The organism is Rhizobium sp. USDA 3886 (assembly GCF_056279785.1).
In genome coordinates, this window is sequence record NZ_JBWCDC010000003.1 from 685,073 (window position 1) to 700,872 (window position 15,800).

The 15,800-nt window shown below is 58.6% G+C and carries 12 protein-coding genes and 2 pseudogenes; 11 read left to right on the plus strand and 3 right to left on the minus strand.

Annotated features, from left to right (window positions below; genetic code table 11):
• The first annotated feature begins 26 nt into the window (after positions 1–26).
• Genes ACZ9BX_RS26115 through ACZ9BX_RS26125 form a run of 3 tightly spaced genes read left to right on the plus strand, consistent with a single transcriptional unit; the run spans position 27 to position 2,783 of the window.
• Complete coding sequence (locus ACZ9BX_RS26115; protein WP_476221008.1) at positions 27–905, plus strand: ABC transporter permease; 879 nt, start codon at positions 27–29, stop codon at positions 903–905.
• 1 nt (position 906) lies between these two features.
• Positions 907–1,707 carry an ABC transporter permease gene (locus ACZ9BX_RS26120; RefSeq protein WP_476221010.1) on the plus strand — a complete coding sequence of 267 codons (801 nt, stop codon included), beginning with the start codon at positions 907–909 and terminating at the stop codon, positions 1,705–1,707.
• Positions 1,704–2,783 (plus strand): ABC transporter ATP-binding protein, encoded by a 1,080-nt coding sequence (locus tag ACZ9BX_RS26125; RefSeq protein WP_476221012.1) that lies wholly within the window; start codon positions 1,704–1,706, stop codon positions 2,781–2,783. The genes ACZ9BX_RS26120 and ACZ9BX_RS26125 overlap by 4 nt, the downstream gene beginning before the upstream one ends.
• 1,502 nt (positions 2,784–4,285) lie before the next feature.
• Here the strand turns inward: ACZ9BX_RS26125 and ACZ9BX_RS26130 are convergent.
• The 3 genes from ACZ9BX_RS26130 to ACZ9BX_RS26140 form a co-directional block, all read right to left on the minus strand.
• Positions 4,286–4,963, minus strand: coding sequence for a DUF1028 domain-containing protein (locus tag ACZ9BX_RS26130; RefSeq protein ID WP_476221014.1), 678 nt, complete (start codon positions 4,961–4,963; stop codon positions 4,286–4,288).
• A 106-nt stretch (positions 4,964–5,069) separates the two neighbouring features.
• Entirely contained in the window at positions 5,070–5,483 is a 414-nt protein-coding gene (locus ACZ9BX_RS26135; protein WP_476221016.1) for a RidA family protein, read from the minus strand.
• Between the two features lie 60 nt (positions 5,484–5,543).
• Entirely contained in the window at positions 5,544–6,788 is a 1,245-nt protein-coding gene (locus tag ACZ9BX_RS26140) for a flavin-containing monooxygenase (protein ID WP_476221017.1), read from the minus strand.
• A 285-nt stretch (positions 6,789–7,073) separates the two neighbouring features.
• Between ACZ9BX_RS26140 and ACZ9BX_RS26145 the strand changes: the two genes are divergently transcribed.
• The 8 genes and pseudogenes from ACZ9BX_RS26145 (at position 7,074) to ACZ9BX_RS26180 (ending at position 15,798) form a co-directional block, all read left to right on the plus strand.
• Positions 7,074–8,027, plus strand: coding sequence for a LysR family transcriptional regulator (locus tag ACZ9BX_RS26145; RefSeq protein ID WP_476221018.1), 954 nt, complete (start codon positions 7,074–7,076; stop codon positions 8,025–8,027).
• A gap of 126 nt (positions 8,028–8,153) precedes the next feature.
• Positions 8,154–10,496 (plus strand): glycoside hydrolase family 3 C-terminal domain-containing protein, encoded by a 2,343-nt coding sequence (locus ACZ9BX_RS26150; protein ID WP_476221020.1) that lies wholly within the window; start codon positions 8,154–8,156, stop codon positions 10,494–10,496.
• Complete coding sequence (gene argE, locus ACZ9BX_RS26155; protein WP_476221021.1) at positions 10,493–11,698, plus strand: acetylornithine deacetylase; 1,206 nt, start codon at positions 10,493–10,495, stop codon at positions 11,696–11,698. The genes ACZ9BX_RS26150 and argE overlap by 4 nt, the downstream gene beginning before the upstream one ends.
• A 194-nt stretch (positions 11,699–11,892) precedes the next feature.
• Positions 11,893–12,351, plus strand: a pseudogene (locus ACZ9BX_RS26160) (extracellular solute-binding protein); the annotation flags it as partial.
• 121 nt (positions 12,352–12,472) lie between these two features.
• Positions 12,473–12,667 (plus strand): annotated as a pseudogene (locus ACZ9BX_RS26165) (extracellular solute-binding protein); the annotation flags it as partial.
• A 33-nt stretch (positions 12,668–12,700) separates the two neighbouring features.
• Positions 12,701–12,835 carry a hypothetical protein gene (locus ACZ9BX_RS26170; RefSeq protein WP_476223136.1) on the plus strand — a complete coding sequence of 45 codons (135 nt, stop codon included), beginning with the start codon at positions 12,701–12,703 and terminating at the stop codon, positions 12,833–12,835.
• Positions 12,836–12,954: 119 nt separating this feature from the next.
• Entirely contained in the window at positions 12,955–14,691 is a 1,737-nt protein-coding gene (locus ACZ9BX_RS26175) for an ABC transporter permease subunit (RefSeq protein ID WP_476221023.1), read from the plus strand.
• 48 nt (positions 14,692–14,739) lie between these two features.
• Positions 14,740–15,798 (plus strand): ABC transporter ATP-binding protein, encoded by a 1,059-nt coding sequence (locus ACZ9BX_RS26180; RefSeq protein WP_476221025.1) that lies wholly within the window; start codon positions 14,740–14,742, stop codon positions 15,796–15,798.
• Positions 15,799–15,800: the final 2 nt, after the last annotated feature.

The following is a 15,800-nucleotide window of genomic DNA, read 5'->3' on the forward strand; positions in this document are numbered from 1 at the left end:
GAAATTCGCCGTCGGGAAGGATTGTCATGTCGACGTTTAGTGATGCCCCCACCGTAGCCGTAGCAATAGCTGTACCAAAGGCACGGAAGCCGACAGGTTTCGGTGGGGTTGTCCCGGCGCTCATCTTCGTGGCCATCTTCTTCATCGTGCCCGTTGCGGCACTGTTGCTGCGAAGCGTTTTGGAACCCGTCCCGGGTTTAGGTAACTATGCCGAGTTGCTTGGATCGGCGACCTATCTCAAGATATTTGCCAACACCTTCATCGTCTCAGCTTTCGTGACTGGGATTTCGCTCCTGATCGGCTTTCCCGTCGCCTGGGCCTTGGCAATCATGCCTGGAAGACTGGCATCTGTGATGTTTGCAATCCTGCTCCTGTCGATGTGGACCAATCTGCTGGCGCGCACCTATGCCTGGATGGTGCTTTTGCAACGGACGGGTCTGATCAACAAGATGCTGATGGGCATGGGGCTGATCGACCAACCGCTGCCGCTCGTCAACAATCTGACAGGTGTCACGATCGGCATGACTTATATCATGCTGCCCTTCATCATCCTGCCGCTCTACGGTGTGATCAGGAAGATCGACCCGTCGATCCTGCAGGCGGCTGCCCTTTGCGGGGCGAACCGGTGGCAATGTCTCACACGCATTCTCCTGCCGTTGGCCGTGCCGGGAATGGCGGCCGGTGCGCTGATGGTCTTCGTCATGTCGCTGGGTTACTTCGTGACGCCGTCGCTTCTCGGCGGCACGGCGAACATGACGCTCGCAGAACTGATCGCGCAGTTCGTGCAGTCGCTGGTCAATTGGGGCATGGGAGGCGCAGCCGCGTTGGTTCTCCTTGTGGTAACTCTGTCGCTTTACGCCGTGCAGCTGCGTTTCGTCGGTAACCAGAACCCGGGAGGGCGTTGATATGCTGCTCAATTTCGATCGCCTCGGCTGGTGGAAATACATCCTTGTTGTGATTTCGGTTTTGACCGCAGCCTTTCTGTTGCTGCCCATCGTCTTTATCGCAGCGCTATCCTTCGGCTCCTCGCAATGGCTGATCTTTCCGCCTCCTGGCTGGACGCTGCAATGGTACCAGGACCTTCTGGCCGATCCCCGATGGCTGGAATCGGCCTGGACGAGTTTCAAGATCGCGGTCATCGTGACGATCCTGTCGGTGCTGCTCGGGCTTGTGACGTCCTTCGGACTGGTCCGCGGAACGTTCATGTTTCGCGATGCCTTGAAGGCGCTGTTCCTGACACCGATGATACTTCCCGTCGTCGTTCTTGCGGTTGCTCTTTATGCCTTCTTTCTGAGGATCGGCCTTGGCGGCACGCTGGTTGGTTTCGTGATATCCCACCTCGTTCTTGCGTTGCCATTCTCGATCCTCGCCATTTCCAGTGCGCTGGAAGGCTTCGACAAATCCATCGAGGATGCCGCCGTGCTTTGCGGTGCATCTCCCCTTGAAGCGAAGATCAGGGTTACCCTGCCGGCGATTAGCCATGGGCTGTTTTCAGCGGCTGTCTTCTCGTTCCTAACGTCCTGGGATGAAGTGGTGGTGGCGATTTTCATGTCCAGCCCAACGCTTCAGACACTGCCCGTGAAGGTCTGGGCCACGCTGCGGCAAGACCTAACGCCCGTCGTCGCGGCCGCATCGACCCTCCTCATCCTCTTGACGATCATCTTGATGGCCTTTGTCGCTGTCGTACGCAAGGTACTGAAACAATGAATGATTCTTTCCTTCAGATCAGAGGCATCCGCAAGGAATACGGCCCGGTCGTCGCGGTACACGATGTCAACCTTGACGTACGTCGCGGCGAGTTCCTGACCTTTCTCGGACCGTCCGGATCGGGCAAGAGCACGACCCTTTACATCCTGGCCGGCTTTGAAAATCCGACGAAGGGGGACATTGCCCTGGAGGGGCAGACCCTGCTCGCCACGCCATCGCACAAGCGCAACATCGGCATGGTGTTCCAACGCTACACCCTGTTTCCACATCTCACGGTGGGAGAGAATATCGCCTTTCCGCTGAAGGTCAGGCGCAAGTCCAAGGCCGAGATCGATGCCAAGGTGAAGGAGATGCTGCGCCTTGTCAGGCTCGAAGGGTTCGAGGATCGCAAGCCGGTGCAAATGTCCGGTGGCCAGCAGCAGCGCGTCGCGCTTGCCAGAGCACTCGCCTACGATCCGCCCGTGCTTCTGATGGATGAGCCGCTCTCCGCGCTCGACAAGAAGCTGCGTGAGGAAATCCAGCATGAGATACGCCGGATTCACCAGCAAACCGAAGTGACGATCCTTTACGTGACGCACGACCAGGAGGAGGCGCTCAGGCTCTCCGATCGCATCGCCGTCTTCTCGAAGGGCGTTATCGATCAAATCGGGACCGGCCCTGAACTTTACGCCAGTCCTCGGACGCGCTTTGTCGCTGAATTCATTGGCGATAGCGACTTCATTTCCTGCGATCTGCTGTCGTCGTCCAACGGACAAGCGACGATCTCCCTTGGTGGCGATGCGGTATTCAACGAGATTCCCGTGCATGGCAACGCGGCCTCTGGCGCCAAAGCAGCCCTCATGCTGAGGCCCGAGCGTATCAGGCTGTCGCGCAGTCAGGGAACAGCAAGCAGTCTTGCCGCAACCGTCAGCGACATCACCTTCCTCGGCAACAACATTCATGTATCCACCAAAACGGTTGCTGGCGAGGCACTGGCAGTGCGCCTGCCGTTTGGCCACGAGGCGATCAGCGGGCTTAGCCGTGGCGATCACGTGCATCTCGACTTCGATCCTGGTGCCGCTCACGTATTCTGCTGAAGGTTTCCATGACGCTCAACGATCCTTTACTGTTCCGTCAGGCGTGCCCGGTCGCTCACCGCTGGACAGAAGCCGAAGGTCGTCAAGCAACGATGATCCGTAACCCGGCAACTCGCCGCTGTTGAGCGGAAATGGGGTGACGTTGAAACTTCAAGTCGAAGCATCATCTTCACGAAGAGCGGTGCAATCTACCCTATCCTGGAGGTCCCGCAGATTCTTGAAAAGCTAAATGGCGTTAAGTTCGCGGAATTGACAGCGCCAAACGAAATGCCTCTGCACGTAAATGCTGAGGCCGTTACCGACCGGGACGATGCTTCCCGCGCATTGGATGATCCACGAACAAGATCGGTGCTTCGCTTCGGCGCAGGAAGAAAGGCAGCGACCGTCCGGGTGCGTGAAACGAAGGAGCAGCTCGAAGAGATTTGGGACGCTGTGGGACTTCCACTTGATCCCCTTGCTTGAGGTCACCCTTTACGAAGGATTTATGAGGCCGCGAATTCGCGCCACGATATTTGCCTAGAGCCCTCATAATTGGGGCGAAGCAAACGGTCCTGTGCACACCACACTGGGGGCATAAATGTGGGCTATATCTTCTGCCAAGGGCACTCCTGCTCATTGTCTCGTTGGTATTCGCCCTTCTTGCAGTGCTGGTACCCGATCAGATCAAAAATATACGCTTCGGGCATTGAGCTAAATCAAAATTCGGGACTTTCCGACCTTCAAGCGAGATCCGCTTGTATGGCGCGGAAAAATTTTCGAGTCGCCGGATTTTTGCGTCCGATATTTGCGACGAGAATTGCTGAGCAATTTTAGCGTAGGCCATTGTTATGGTGCGGCTAGCCAGCGGGCTTCAGTGCGTGGCACGCGGGAAATGGTTTGTGAGATTGACCAGGAATCCGTTTCCCGGTCGGTCGCGGTCGGTCGGACGAGACTGAGGCCCGTCGGCAGGCTCGCCGTTTGGGTTCGGCGCCGGCGTCTCTCTTGTATCTCGCGGCGGATTTTTGCGATCGTCAGGTTCCTGGGGCTCTTCCTTCTCGTGGCGGCGGACAGGCTGCTCTTTAGGGTCGCCCTCCTTGGTTGGAGTTGCGATTTTCTTGGGCATATCCAGTTCCTCCAGCTTCAACGATAAGAACCGGCTGATAGGATTGAAGGTTCCGAGGCAGCCGGATTACAATCATCAACGCTAAAAATGAGACTGAAAGGGCCCTGTGCAATTTCAGAACCCAGTCCTTCAATCTTCCCAGGTTTCAAACTGTCCAACTAAATGAGATCAGTACGGGATAGGACAGGTGTCGATACCGGATCAATACTCCCCAAAAGCAAGCGATTCCGCACACCAGCCTCCTTTTTTCATTAAGACAATAAACTCAGGTATTTGGCTAATCTGTTTAGGGCGCCGCGGGTTCGAGTCCTTTCAAGACCTATTATTTGCAACGGAAAATAGCAGGGACCGCTATTCCCCGCCTTGGATTTTGCGAAATCATCACTGACGTGGTTACCGGTCATTGATCTCCAGGCACGCCATACGATGGCGCGGCAAGCGGGTTCAGGGCGCGGGTTATATAGTCGTCAGCTTGTAGTTTGTAGACTTCCCAAGCTCGAGCGACCGCTTCTACTGGGCAACCGTCATCCAGCCAATCAATGCGCAGTTCAGCATAGGGCCAGCTTGCACGATTGACGATCAACAAGCCGGCGGAATGCACGGGGCCCGCTTCTCCGCCATGATCCAGGGCAGCCTTGAGGGCCGCAATCAGCCTGTCTCCGAGGGCTCCCTCGCTAGCCTCGAACGCCTTGATCATTGCCGCCGGAACGCTGTCGTTCGCGAGAAGGTTTCCACCGGCTGCGCAATCCTTGCCGGTGGCCGATGTCCAAATACCAAGCGCCCGTGTTCCCGAATGGGTCGCTGTCTCGCCATTCACATCCACGGCGAGAAGTTGGCGGTAATCTGGAAAAGCGTCGTGTTGTCGCGCTGCCGAAACTGCCTGGGCGGCACTCTCGCCGCCTGCCAGTTTTTCCAGCATGAACGGTCCCAAAGCCGGATTGGTGACGTTCTGCGTCGTAACCGCACCAACGCCGGCGCGCGCCCAGGCGCAACGTGCGGCGACCGCGGGCGAGGAAGAAGAAATAGCCACGCCGAACTGGCCGGTTTTCATGCAGCGGGCAACGATGGAAAAGGTCATGTCGATTTCTCCTATCTGGCGACCACGACGAACGAGCCGCCCCTCTTAGGGATAGCCGAGCGGTACCTTAGGCCCGACCGGTCCGTTTCGCTTTAGGTGATTGCTATCAGTCGGGGATCACGGCCGTTGCATCGATCTCGACTAGCCATTCGGGGCGGGCCAGTGCCACTACGACGAGGCCGGTGCAAACCGGAAACACGCCTTTGATATATTCGCCCATCGTGCGGTAGACGGCCTCGCGATGGCGCACATCGGTCAGATAGACCACCAACTTGGTCACATGCTCCATCCTGCCACCGGCTTCTTCAACAAGCTGACGGATGTTCTGCATGACCTTATGGGTCTGCTCGACCGGGTTGTGGCTATCGAGGTTTTTTGCGCTATGGAGATCTTGCGGGCATTGGCCGCGCAGGAAAATAGTTGTACCGCGCGCCACGACGGCCTGGCACAGATCATTGTCGAGGCGCTGCTCCGGATAGGTGTCCTTCGTGTTGAACTTGCGGATGCGGGTATGTGCCATTTTCTTCTCCGTCGGATAAGGCCAGCAGGTCGGGTTTGATGATCGGCGGGGCATCCCGCGTTAACGCGAGTAGCTCAAGTAATAGTCTTGAATGACAATATGATCGGCTACATGTTTGGCATCGTGCCAGACGCCCCAGATGAAGCTGGAGCCGCGGCCGGAAAGCCAGGGGAGACCAAGGAAATAGATTCCCTTCTCCGACGAGACGCCACGCTTGTGTCTCGGCCGACCCGCTTCGTCGAAGGCGTTCACTTTCAGCCAGCTGTAATCCGAGCTGAAGCCGGTCGCCCAGATGATCGTGCTCACGCCTGCGTCCACCAGGTCCAGCTCGCGCAACGGATTGGCGACGCAGTCAACCTGCGGGCCGAGGGTGCGGGCCTCGGGCTCTTGAGGCAGATTGAGACCACTATTGGCAATGAAGGCGTCCGCTTCATCCAGCAGCGAAAGATAGTTTCGATCGCCGCGCTCCAGATTGCGGGCGAGATCGTCCGAGAAGGAGAGCTTGCCATTGGCGTAGGCACCGGTCATGCCCACGAGCACCATGCCCTGCGCCGCAAGACGGCGGAAATCGATGGTCTCGCCGCCACGCGCGCCACTGACGGCGATTGTCACATGCTCGGCACCCGGCGCCTGCGCCTGCGCGTCCCATTTGCCGAGGACCCCGAGCCACCAGACGAAGTCCCGTCCGCGATAGGAGCGGGGTGGGCGGTCATGGGGACCGACCGAGAGATAGACCCTGCGCCCTGCGCGCATCAATTCCTCGGCGATCTGGACACCGGACGAACCCGCGCCAACGACGAGGACGGCACCTTCGGGAAGCTGGGTCGGGTTGCGGTAGTCACTGGAATGCATCTGGTTTAAGCCGGCCTCGGCGGGAACGAGAGGCGGGATGTTCGGATTTTGGAACGGTCCGGTCGCTGCAACGACATTGCGTGCCTCGATCACGCCATCGGACGTCTCGATGCGAAAGCCGGGACGACCCGCCACCCGTTCGACGCTAGTGACCTCGATGCCACAGCGGATCGGGGCGTCATTATTTCGTGCGTAAGCCACGAAATAATCGGCGACCTGCTCCTTGGGAACGAAAGCGTCAGGATCGCCGGGAAAATCCAGGTTGGGGAAGCGATCATGCCACGCCGGACCGTTGGCGACCAGCGAGTCCCACCGCATTGAGCGCCAGCGCTCGGCGATGCGCCCGCGTTCGAGGACAAGGTGTTCCACGCCGTTCTTTCCAAGATGCTCGCTCATGGCGACGCCGGCTTGGCCCGCCCCGACGACCAGCGTGTGGATCTTCTCGACTGACATGCATTCGTCCTTCCTCTTTCACCGGGAGAAGCCACTCACCGGCGATCATGTGCCTCCCGCTCTAGCTGAGGGCTTGCTTTCGGAAAATTATGATTTCCTTCAGCACTGATTAGGATCGACGAAAGCAATGAGGTTTCGTGGCGCGCGTTGCCTGCGCTCCGAGAGGTTTACACATTGCTGAATGATAACTATTAAACTGGCGATGCCGGCCCGGGCAGGGGCAGCGGCATTCCCGCGGATCGGCTGCATCCAACGGTGCGGAGCGCTGCTGCTTTAGGTTCCCTGATGCGTTTTACCCTTCGCCAACTTGAGTATTTCATCGCGACGGCGGAGGCCGGATCTATCACGTTAGCATCCGAACGGATAAGAGTATCGCAGCCGTCCATCTCGACAGCCATTTCTCAGCTCGAGATTGAGCTCAAAACCCAGCTCTTCTTGAGGCGACACGCCCAGGGTCTTTCGCTCACGCCCGCCGGCCAAAAGCTTCTCGCGCAGGCCAAGACTGTCATCGAGCAGGTGCAGAACATGTATACTGCCGCCTCTGAAGCGACAGATCAGGTTCGCGGGACACTGTCGCTTGGATGCCTTCTCACCTTCGCTCCGATGCTTCTTCCGGAAGTCAGCCACAGCTTCAATGCCGCATACCCAGGGGCCAATGTGCGACCGACGGTCGCCGATCATAGTGTCCTCCTCGCGAAGCTGGAACGGGCCGAACTCGATGTTGCGCTGTCTTATGATCTTCTCATTCCAGAAGGGTTCGAATTCAAGCCACTCGCCGTGCTGCCCCCTTACGTTCAAGTTGCAGAGACCGATCCGCTCGCCGAGCGCTCAGCGATAACGCTTGCGGAGTTGGAGCACCGCGAATTTATTCTCCTGGATCTGCCTCTGTCGCGAGATTACTTCCTCGGCCTCTTCGCGGCGGCCGGTGTGACGCCGAACATTGTCGCACAGCTTCAACATCAAGAGGTAATCCGCACCATGGTCGGCAATCGCTATGGCTATACTCTGGCCAACGTCCGCCCCAAGAACAAAGCCGCTCTGGATGGACGACGCCTTGTTGGGCTGCGCCTGGCTGGCGATCACAAGCCGATGCACATCGGTTTGATCAGGGTCGGCCAGCGGGTCACGACACGTCTTGTGCGCAGTTTCGAAGACCATTGCCGCAACTTGATTTCCGACAACTACGTGCCTGGCATGGATGCCCCAGTCCTAAATCTGCGGCGCAGCACGCCCGGGTAGGCTCGCTTTTTTCTAAGCACCAGTTCCGAATATCTTATTTTTCTTTTGCGCTGGCGAATGCGAATGTGCGCGCCTATTCGCCGGACGCAGCCATGATGACCGGCCTTCATACCCCTGGAGATTCCCTTGTCGGACAAGATCACATTCACAGATCAACAAGCCGATCGCATTGTCGCAGCGATGTCGAACGAAGAGAAAGTTGATCTTCTTTCCGGTTTCGGCATGTGGAAGACTGCGGGAATTCCCTCATATGGGATCAAGCCGATTGTCATGACTGACGGCACTTACGGCGTGCGTTACTCGATCCCGCAGATCGATAGCGATGAACGCGGCGGAATGGACGTGGACGCCTTTCTGTCGGTGGTCAATCAGCGCGCCAGCGACGTGACGATTGCCTGGGGTGAGATGAAGCCCGCCACCTGTTTTCCCAACGGCTCGGCCATTGGCAATAGCTGGGACGAAGCGCTGATGCGTCGCCTCGGCATGTTGCTTGGCAAAGAATGCCGCGCCATGGGCGTTCACCTGCTGCTGGGTCCGGGCATCAACCTGCGCCGCACCCCGCTGGCAGGCCGCTCCTATGAATATTATTCTGAAGATCCGCTGGTGACCGGCAAGCTCGCCGCGGCCGTGATCGAGGGTATCCAGTCGCAGGGCGTCGGCACGTCGCTGAAGCACTTCGCTTGCAACAATTCCGAGGTCGAGCGGACCACGATGGACAGCGTCGTGGAGGAGCGTGCCCTGCGCGAGATCTATCTCAAGGGTTTCGAGATCGCCATCAAGCAGTCCAAGCCCTGGACAATCATGTCCTCCTATAATCGCCTGAACGGCATTCAGGCCTCTCAGGATCCCTGGCTGCTAGACGAGGTTCTGCGCAAGGACTGGGGTTTCGAAGGTGTCGTAGTCTCGGACTGGCACGGGATCAAGGATCGTCCGGTTTCGCTTGTAGCGGGCGGAGATCTCGATATGCCCGAGAGCCCGCGGCGCAAGGCAGACCTTCTGGCAGCTTTGAACTCCGGGGCCGTCCCAGTCCATGTGGTCGACCTTTCCTGCCGGCGGCTGCTCGATCTGATCGAACGATGCAACAAGGGTGCTAAAACGCCCGTGCCTTTCTATACCCCCGAGGAACATCATGCCGAAGCCCGCAGCATGGCGGCGGCATCCATGGTGCTTGTGCGCAACCAAGGGCTTCTTCCGATCTTTCCTGCAATGCAGCAGATCCTTGTGGTCGGACGCGATGCCGGAACGCCGGTAATCCAGGGATCAGGTTGTGCCACGACGATACCGACGATGGTGGATCAGCCGCTGGATGAGCTGCAGCGGGCACTCGGCCCGGCTCATAGCCTCACATTCCGCCCGGAAGCCGACGCCGAAACGCTGAAGCTGGCAGCCAGCGCAGACCTTGTCTTGGTCTTTACCTCGACCGAGGGAGCCTATGATGGTGAAGGCTCTGACCGTTCCACGCTGACACTCGGTCCGGGTCAGGACGAGATGATTGCATCGCTCGCTGCGGTGTCGGATAAGGTGGCGGTCGTCATGGCCTGCCCTGACGCAGTGGAGATGCCGTGGATCGACGCAGTTAACGCGGTGCTCGTGACGTTCTATTCAGGCCAGGCCATGGGTGGGGCAGTGGCCGATCTTCTGACCGGCATGGTCAATCCCTCGGGCAAGCTCTCGGTGACCTTCCCCAAGCGGTTGGCAGATGTGCCCGGGTTCCTCCACTATCCGGGGGAGAATGGCCGGCATGTTTACAGTGAAGGTATCCACGTCGGCTACCGGGCTTACGACCTGCGAGAGATCGAGCCGCTTTTCCCCTTTGGCCACGGATTGAGCTATACCCAGTTCGCTTATTCCGACCTGAAACTCTCAAATTCTGAAATCGGCTTGAAAGACGAGATTACCGTCAGCTTCATGATCACAAATACTGGAGAACGCGCAGGCGCGGAAGTGGCGCAGCTTTATCTTCAGGCGCCAGGCAAGCGTTTGAAGCGGTCGCCGCAGGAGTTGAAGGGCTTTGCTAAAACAATGCTTGAGCCTGGCGAACGCAAGCGAGTTGAGATCGCTATCAAGGGCTCCGATCTGGCGATCTGGGACCCGGCTCTTGGGCGTTGGGTTTTGGAAGGTGTCAACGCGCACCTTGTCATCGCAGCGTCCTCGCGCGCCCCGCGCCTTCGAGGCGACCTGAAGCTGAAGCCATCCGTGCTCCCCTTCCGCCGGCTCGCTTATGACACGCAACCCGCCTATGTGCTTCCCAACGCCATCGCCTGCGAGCACATTTCCGCTTATCTGGTGGCCCGCTGCGACATCTCCTCGGAAGACGCAATGCGGATGCTCAATCACTGCTCGAACTCCTTCTTCGGAATTTTTACCTCGCTTGAGCGGCGTCTGCGATTGTCGATACCGGAAGCGGAAGTCGCTGGATTGATCGCAGACATCAACGCCGCCATGGACGCGGCAGAGGCCAAGCTGTGACGTCGACCGAGGATTGGCTGGAGCGGCTGATCGCGCATCCGACCGTAAGTGCGGAGACGAATCTGCCACTGATCAGCGAGATCGAAGCCGCGCTGTTGAAAGCGGGAGCGGTCTGCGAGCGTTTTCCAGATTCGACGGGACAGAAGAGCTCGCTTCTGGCTCGGTTTGGACCGGATTTTTCCGGCGGGCTGATGCTTTCCGGCCATGTCGATGTCGTGCCGGTCGACGGCCAGGATTGGACGGTGCCCCCTTTTGCAATGACCCGAAAGGACGGGCGCCTTTACGGACGTGGCAGCGCGGACATGAAAGGCTTCGTGGCCTCGGTCATGGCTTTGGCTGAAAAGCTTCATTCGGCTCATCTTGCCGCACCGCTCTGGATCGCCATCTCATATGATGAGGAGATCGGCTGCGTCGGTGTGCGACCGATGATCGAAGATATCGAAGCACGCAGTATCCGGCCGGACCTCATCGTCGTCGGGGAACCGACCTCAATGCAGCTCGGCCTTGGACACAAAGGTAAGATGGCTTTCCGTGTCAAGGCCACGGGTGTGCCTCGCCATTCGGCAGAGGCGCCTCTCGCGCTCAATGCTCTGCATCTGGCAACCGATTTCGTCATGGGTTTGCGTCGGCTGCAGGACGAGATCGAAGCTCGCGGTCCGCGCGAGGCGGGTTACTCCGTGCCTTATGCGACGGTTCATGTCGGAAAGCTCGCCGGCGGCACTGTCGTCAACCTCGTGCCGGACAAGGCCGAGTTGCTGATCGAATGCCGAATGATGGCGGCAGACGACCCGCTGGCTCTGGCGGAGCGCATCCGCAAGATTGGTGAGGCGGTCCTTGAGCCGTATCGGACACACTTCCCTGAAGCTGCACTAGACGTCAACGACACGGGCAACTACCCCGGGCTTGCCACCGATGTGGATGATCCCGCCGTACTGGCATTTGCTGGATGCTTACCAGGGGAAACCAGCCAATGCCGGCTGAGCTTTGGCACGGAAGCCGGGCTTTTTGCGCAGGCACTTGAAGCGCCGGTGATCATTTGCGGACCCGGTAACATGGAGCAGGGGCACCGTCCGGATGAATTTGTCGCAGAAAGCCAGCTAGCGCTTTGCGATGCTGTTCTCGCGCGTGCTGTCGACCGGTTCTGCCGTGGCTATCTTGGCTCTGCTTCGTATGTGCCAAAGCAAATGTACGGAAAAATGTAATTTACCTAAGCCGCATTGATGAGAAATGTACGGTGACGAGGGTTAAACAACAGCCGGAGGGCAAAATGAACAATAATTTCTCACGCCGTGGTTTTCTGAAGGCGACAACAGGCATTGCCGCCATCGGCCTGGCAGCGCCGACGATCCTGAAAGGCTCGCGCGTATTCGCCGGCGAAACTCTGACGGTTCGCGACATGGGTGGCGCATTCTATGAAGGTTTCAAGGTCGCTTTCTACGATACGTTCACTGCAGAGACCGGTGTCGTCATCCAGACCAACACCAACGAGCCTGACCCGATCCCGCAATACAAGATGGCCGTCGATACCGACACGAAGCTGTTCGATGTCGCCCTGATGACGCCGGAACATGTTCTGCGAATACGCCAGCTCGGCGACCAATACATGTTGCCGCTCAACATCGAAGTTCCGAACAAGCAGGACTTCACCCCGAACACCTTTGAGCCGGACTTCGTCGGCGTCGCGATCTTTGCGCTGGCCATGGGCTATCGCAAGGATACCTTGAAGAAGGTTCCCACCAGCTGGGCCGACTTCTGGGACGTCGAGGCTTTCAATGGCCGCCGCGGCCTGTGGCGCAGCCCGGTCACAACGCTGGAAATGGCCCTGCTCGCTGATGGCGTGCCGCTCGACAAGCTCTATCCGCTTGATGTCGACCGGGCCTTCGCAAGCCTCGACAAGATCAAGTCTCACATCAATATTTTGGTGGACTTCGGGAGCCCATGCGACGCAGCTGCTCAAAGATGGCGAACTGGACATGATGTCCACGTGGTCGACCCGAGCCCAGGCCGCAATCAATGCTGGCGCGCCGGCTGGCATCGTTTGGAACGGTGGCCTTTTCAACATCGACGGCTGGACCATCGCCGGCAACACCGAGAAGGCAGACCTCGCTCGCAAGTTCATCGCGTGGTGCCTGGATGCCAAACGGCAGGCGGCTTATACCGACATCCTGGCGTGCGGCCCGACCAATATGAAGGCCTATGAGCATTTGAGTGCCGAAAAGGCTGCTCTCCTGCCCACTGCTCCAGGCAACATCAAGGGTCTGACCGTTCTCAACGCCGGGTACTGGGCCGAGCATCAGGACGAGCTGACCCAGCGTTTCGAGCAGTGGATACTCGGCTGATTTCTGGCTGGACCGACGGCCGAAGCTTGCGGCCTCGTCTCCGAGCGAGGCCGTTTGTCTGATAAGCGTGGCCCGGATCCGCGAAAGTGGAACGGGCCATTTCAACACACGGAACTTCCATGGTTGAACTTTCCGCAAAAGACACCTTTACGAGACAGCGCTTGAGGTTGGACAGCCTGTGGCTTTCGACGCCCGGGCTGGTTTACATGGCGCTGCTGCTCATCCTTCCAGCGGGCGCGCTCATTTGGCAGTCTTTCGTCAACCCCAAATCGGGCGCGTTCGATTTGTCCGTTTATCAGCAGATGTTTTCGGCCGGGGTCTATGTGAAGGTCTTGGCAAACACTTTCGCGATTGCCGCGCAGGTAACGCTGGTCTGTCTTCTGGTGGGTTACCCAATTGCTTTTTGGCTCGCAGGCCTGCAAGAGCGTCGCCGGCGCATGGCGATGTGGCTCGTTCTGCTGCCGTTCTGGGTAAGCCCGCTTTTGAAGAACTTCGCCTGGATCGTGCTTCTGGCGCGCAAAGGGATCGTGGCGCAGGTGCTCATGGGCATGGGGTTCGATACCGAACTCAACCTGCTCTACGGTCGCGGGGCTGTTGTCTTCGGGATGGCGCATGCAATGCTGCCGGTCGCCATCCTGACCATGCTGCCGACGATGCTGTCCATTGACGGCCGACTTATTCCTGCGGCAATGACCATGGGTGCAAGCCGCAGCCAGTCTTTTTGGCGCATCTTCCTGCCACTTTCCATGCCGGGTGTGGCTGCGGCAGGTCTGCTGATATTTGTCATGGGCCTTGGTTTCTTCATAACGCCCGCGCTGCTTGGATCGCCGAACGAGACCGTCATCGGCCAGATGATGATCACGCAGGTCCAAAAGCTCTTCAATCTTCGTCTTGCCGGAGCGCTTGCGGCTCTGCTGCTGGCCGTGACCTTGATCACCATCGCGCTCTACGATCGCCTTTTCGGTATGTCGGCAATCTCCGGCAACGGGTCCGGACTGAAGCGCGGTGGCTTCATCGGTACTATCGGCGGCTGGATGATCGAAGTCGGCGCGGCGGTCAGCGACCTCTTCGCCCGCCTTCTTCCAGCGCGCCTCGGCAAGGGAGCATTTACGGTGTTCGTCTGGTTCGTCATAGCCGTTCTCATCGTCCCGATCCTCGCCTTCCCGCCGATGGCCTTCTCCGGATCGAGCTTCCTCGAATTCCCACCCAAGAGCTTCTCACTGCGCTGGTTCGGAGCCTATCTCGGCTCTGATCAATGGATGGGCGCGACGATGCGCTCCGCGGCTATCGCGGTCGCGACCGGTATCTTTGCTACGATCATCTCGGGCATGGCCGCTTATGGCCTGGCCCGCTCGCAGCGCAAAAGCGGTGGATTGGTCTTCCTATCCTTCATGCTGCCGATGGTCGTGCCGAATATCGTCATCGGCGTATCCTTGTTCTACGTCATGGCAAAAGTGGGGTTGATCGCAACTGATGCCGGCATCGTGCTCGGTCACACGCTGTCGGCTATCCCAGTGGTGTTCGTCATTCTGCTGACAACTTTCCGCAGCGTCGATTGGCGCCTCCTGCAGGCGGCCGCCACTCTGGGTGCCAGCCGCTGGCAGCAGATCCGCCTGGTGCTCCTGCCATTGGTTAAAGGCGGAGCTGTCGCGGCCTTCCTCTTCGGTCTCCTTCACTCTTTCGAAGAGCTGACCATTGCTCTCTTCGTCGGAGCAGGTGTCAAACAGACCCTGCCCAAGCAGATGTGGGACGACATTATCCTCAGCATCTCTCCGACCCTGGCTGCGGCCTCGGTCTTCATCGTGGCGGTGGTGACCGTACTCTTCGTCATCGCTGAAAAGGCAAGGCCGCGCTGATATGCGGACACTTTCCTCTCCATCACGACCAAAGGAACCACGTTCGACATGTCAGTCACCTTTAGCCGCACATCCGAAACCAAGCTCACGGTTCAGGGCCTCGCGAAGATATATGGCCACACCACAGCGCTTGATCACGTCGATCTCGAAGTCCGGAAGGGCGAACTGCTTACGCTCCTTGGGCCATCCGGCTCGGGTAAGACAACCCTTCTTCAGCTCATCTGCGGGTTGCAAGATCCGAGCGCCGGCTCAGTTCTCATCGACGGGAAAGACCAGACCCACGCGCCGGTCAACAAACGTGATATCGGCGTGGTGTTTCAAAATTATGCGCTCTTCCCGCACATGAGGGTGGCTGAGAATGTTGGCTTCGCCTTGAAAATGCGCGGACTGCCCAAAGCCGAGATCGATGCGAAAGTTGCGAAAGCGCTCGAAACAGTGGGGCTTGCCCATGCCGCTGACCGCTCCCCATCCCAGCTGTCCGGCGGCCAGCAACAACGTGTCGCGCTGGCGCGCTGCCTTGTTTACGATCCCACCATCATTCTGATGGACGAGCCGCTCGGCGCTCTGGATGCCAAGCTGCGCGAAGTGATGCAGATTGAGATCAAACGCATTCACCGCGAGACAGGTGCCACAATCATCTTCGTGACGCACGACCAGCAGGAAGCCCTTGCGCTTTCTGATCGCATCTGCCTGATGAACAATGGCAAGATCGCGCAGCTCGGTACACCGCGGCAGATGTACGAGGAACCGCAAAATCTGTTCGTAGCCGATTTCATCGGGGTTTCGTCGATTGTTCGCGGCACGGTCAAAAACGGCGCGCTTCAAACCTCGCTCGGCGCTCTACCGATTGCAGGCGCAACTCCGGCCGATGGTATTAGGGGCGCCATCGTGGTGCGGCCCGAGGCGATCACTCTCGGAGATGGGGCTTGCGAAGGTCGCGTGCGTGAAACCGTGTATGGCGGTTCAGAACTGCGTGTCATCATCGATGCCGGCCAGCAGGAGATCATCGCGCGTGCGCCTGCTCAGGCTGGAGATGTGGAAGTGGGCACGAATATACGCTTCGGTTGGGCGCCTGAAGCGGGCCGCTTTTTGGTAGAGAACGCGTAGCC

Bases quoted from the DNA above. Each gene is read 5' to 3' on its own strand.
- ACZ9BX_RS26175 (WP_476221023.1), top strand. From the start codon at position 12,955: ATGGTTGAACTTTCCGCAAAAGACACCTTTACGAGACAGCGCTTGAGG.
- ACZ9BX_RS26135 (WP_476221016.1), bottom strand. From the start codon at position 5,483: ATGGCACATACCCGCATCCGCAAGTTCAACACGAAGGACACCTATCCG.
- ACZ9BX_RS26180 (WP_476221025.1), top strand. From the start codon at position 14,740: ATGTCAGTCACCTTTAGCCGCACATCCGAAACCAAGCTCACGGTTCAG.
- ACZ9BX_RS26120 (WP_476221010.1), top strand. From the start codon at position 907: ATGCTGCTCAATTTCGATCGCCTCGGCTGGTGGAAATACATCCTTGTT.
- ACZ9BX_RS26130 (WP_476221014.1), bottom strand. From the start codon at position 4,963: ATGACCTTTTCCATCGTTGCCCGCTGCATGAAAACCGGCCAGTTCGGC.
- ACZ9BX_RS26115 (WP_476221008.1), top strand. From the start codon at position 27: ATGTCGACGTTTAGTGATGCCCCCACCGTAGCCGTAGCAATAGCTGTA.
- ACZ9BX_RS26125 (WP_476221012.1), top strand. From the start codon at position 1,704: ATGAATGATTCTTTCCTTCAGATCAGAGGCATCCGCAAGGAATACGGC.
- ACZ9BX_RS26145 (WP_476221018.1), top strand. From the start codon at position 7,074: ATGCGTTTTACCCTTCGCCAACTTGAGTATTTCATCGCGACGGCGGAG.
- ACZ9BX_RS26140 (WP_476221017.1), bottom strand. From the start codon at position 6,788: ATGTCAGTCGAGAAGATCCACACGCTGGTCGTCGGGGCGGGCCAAGCC.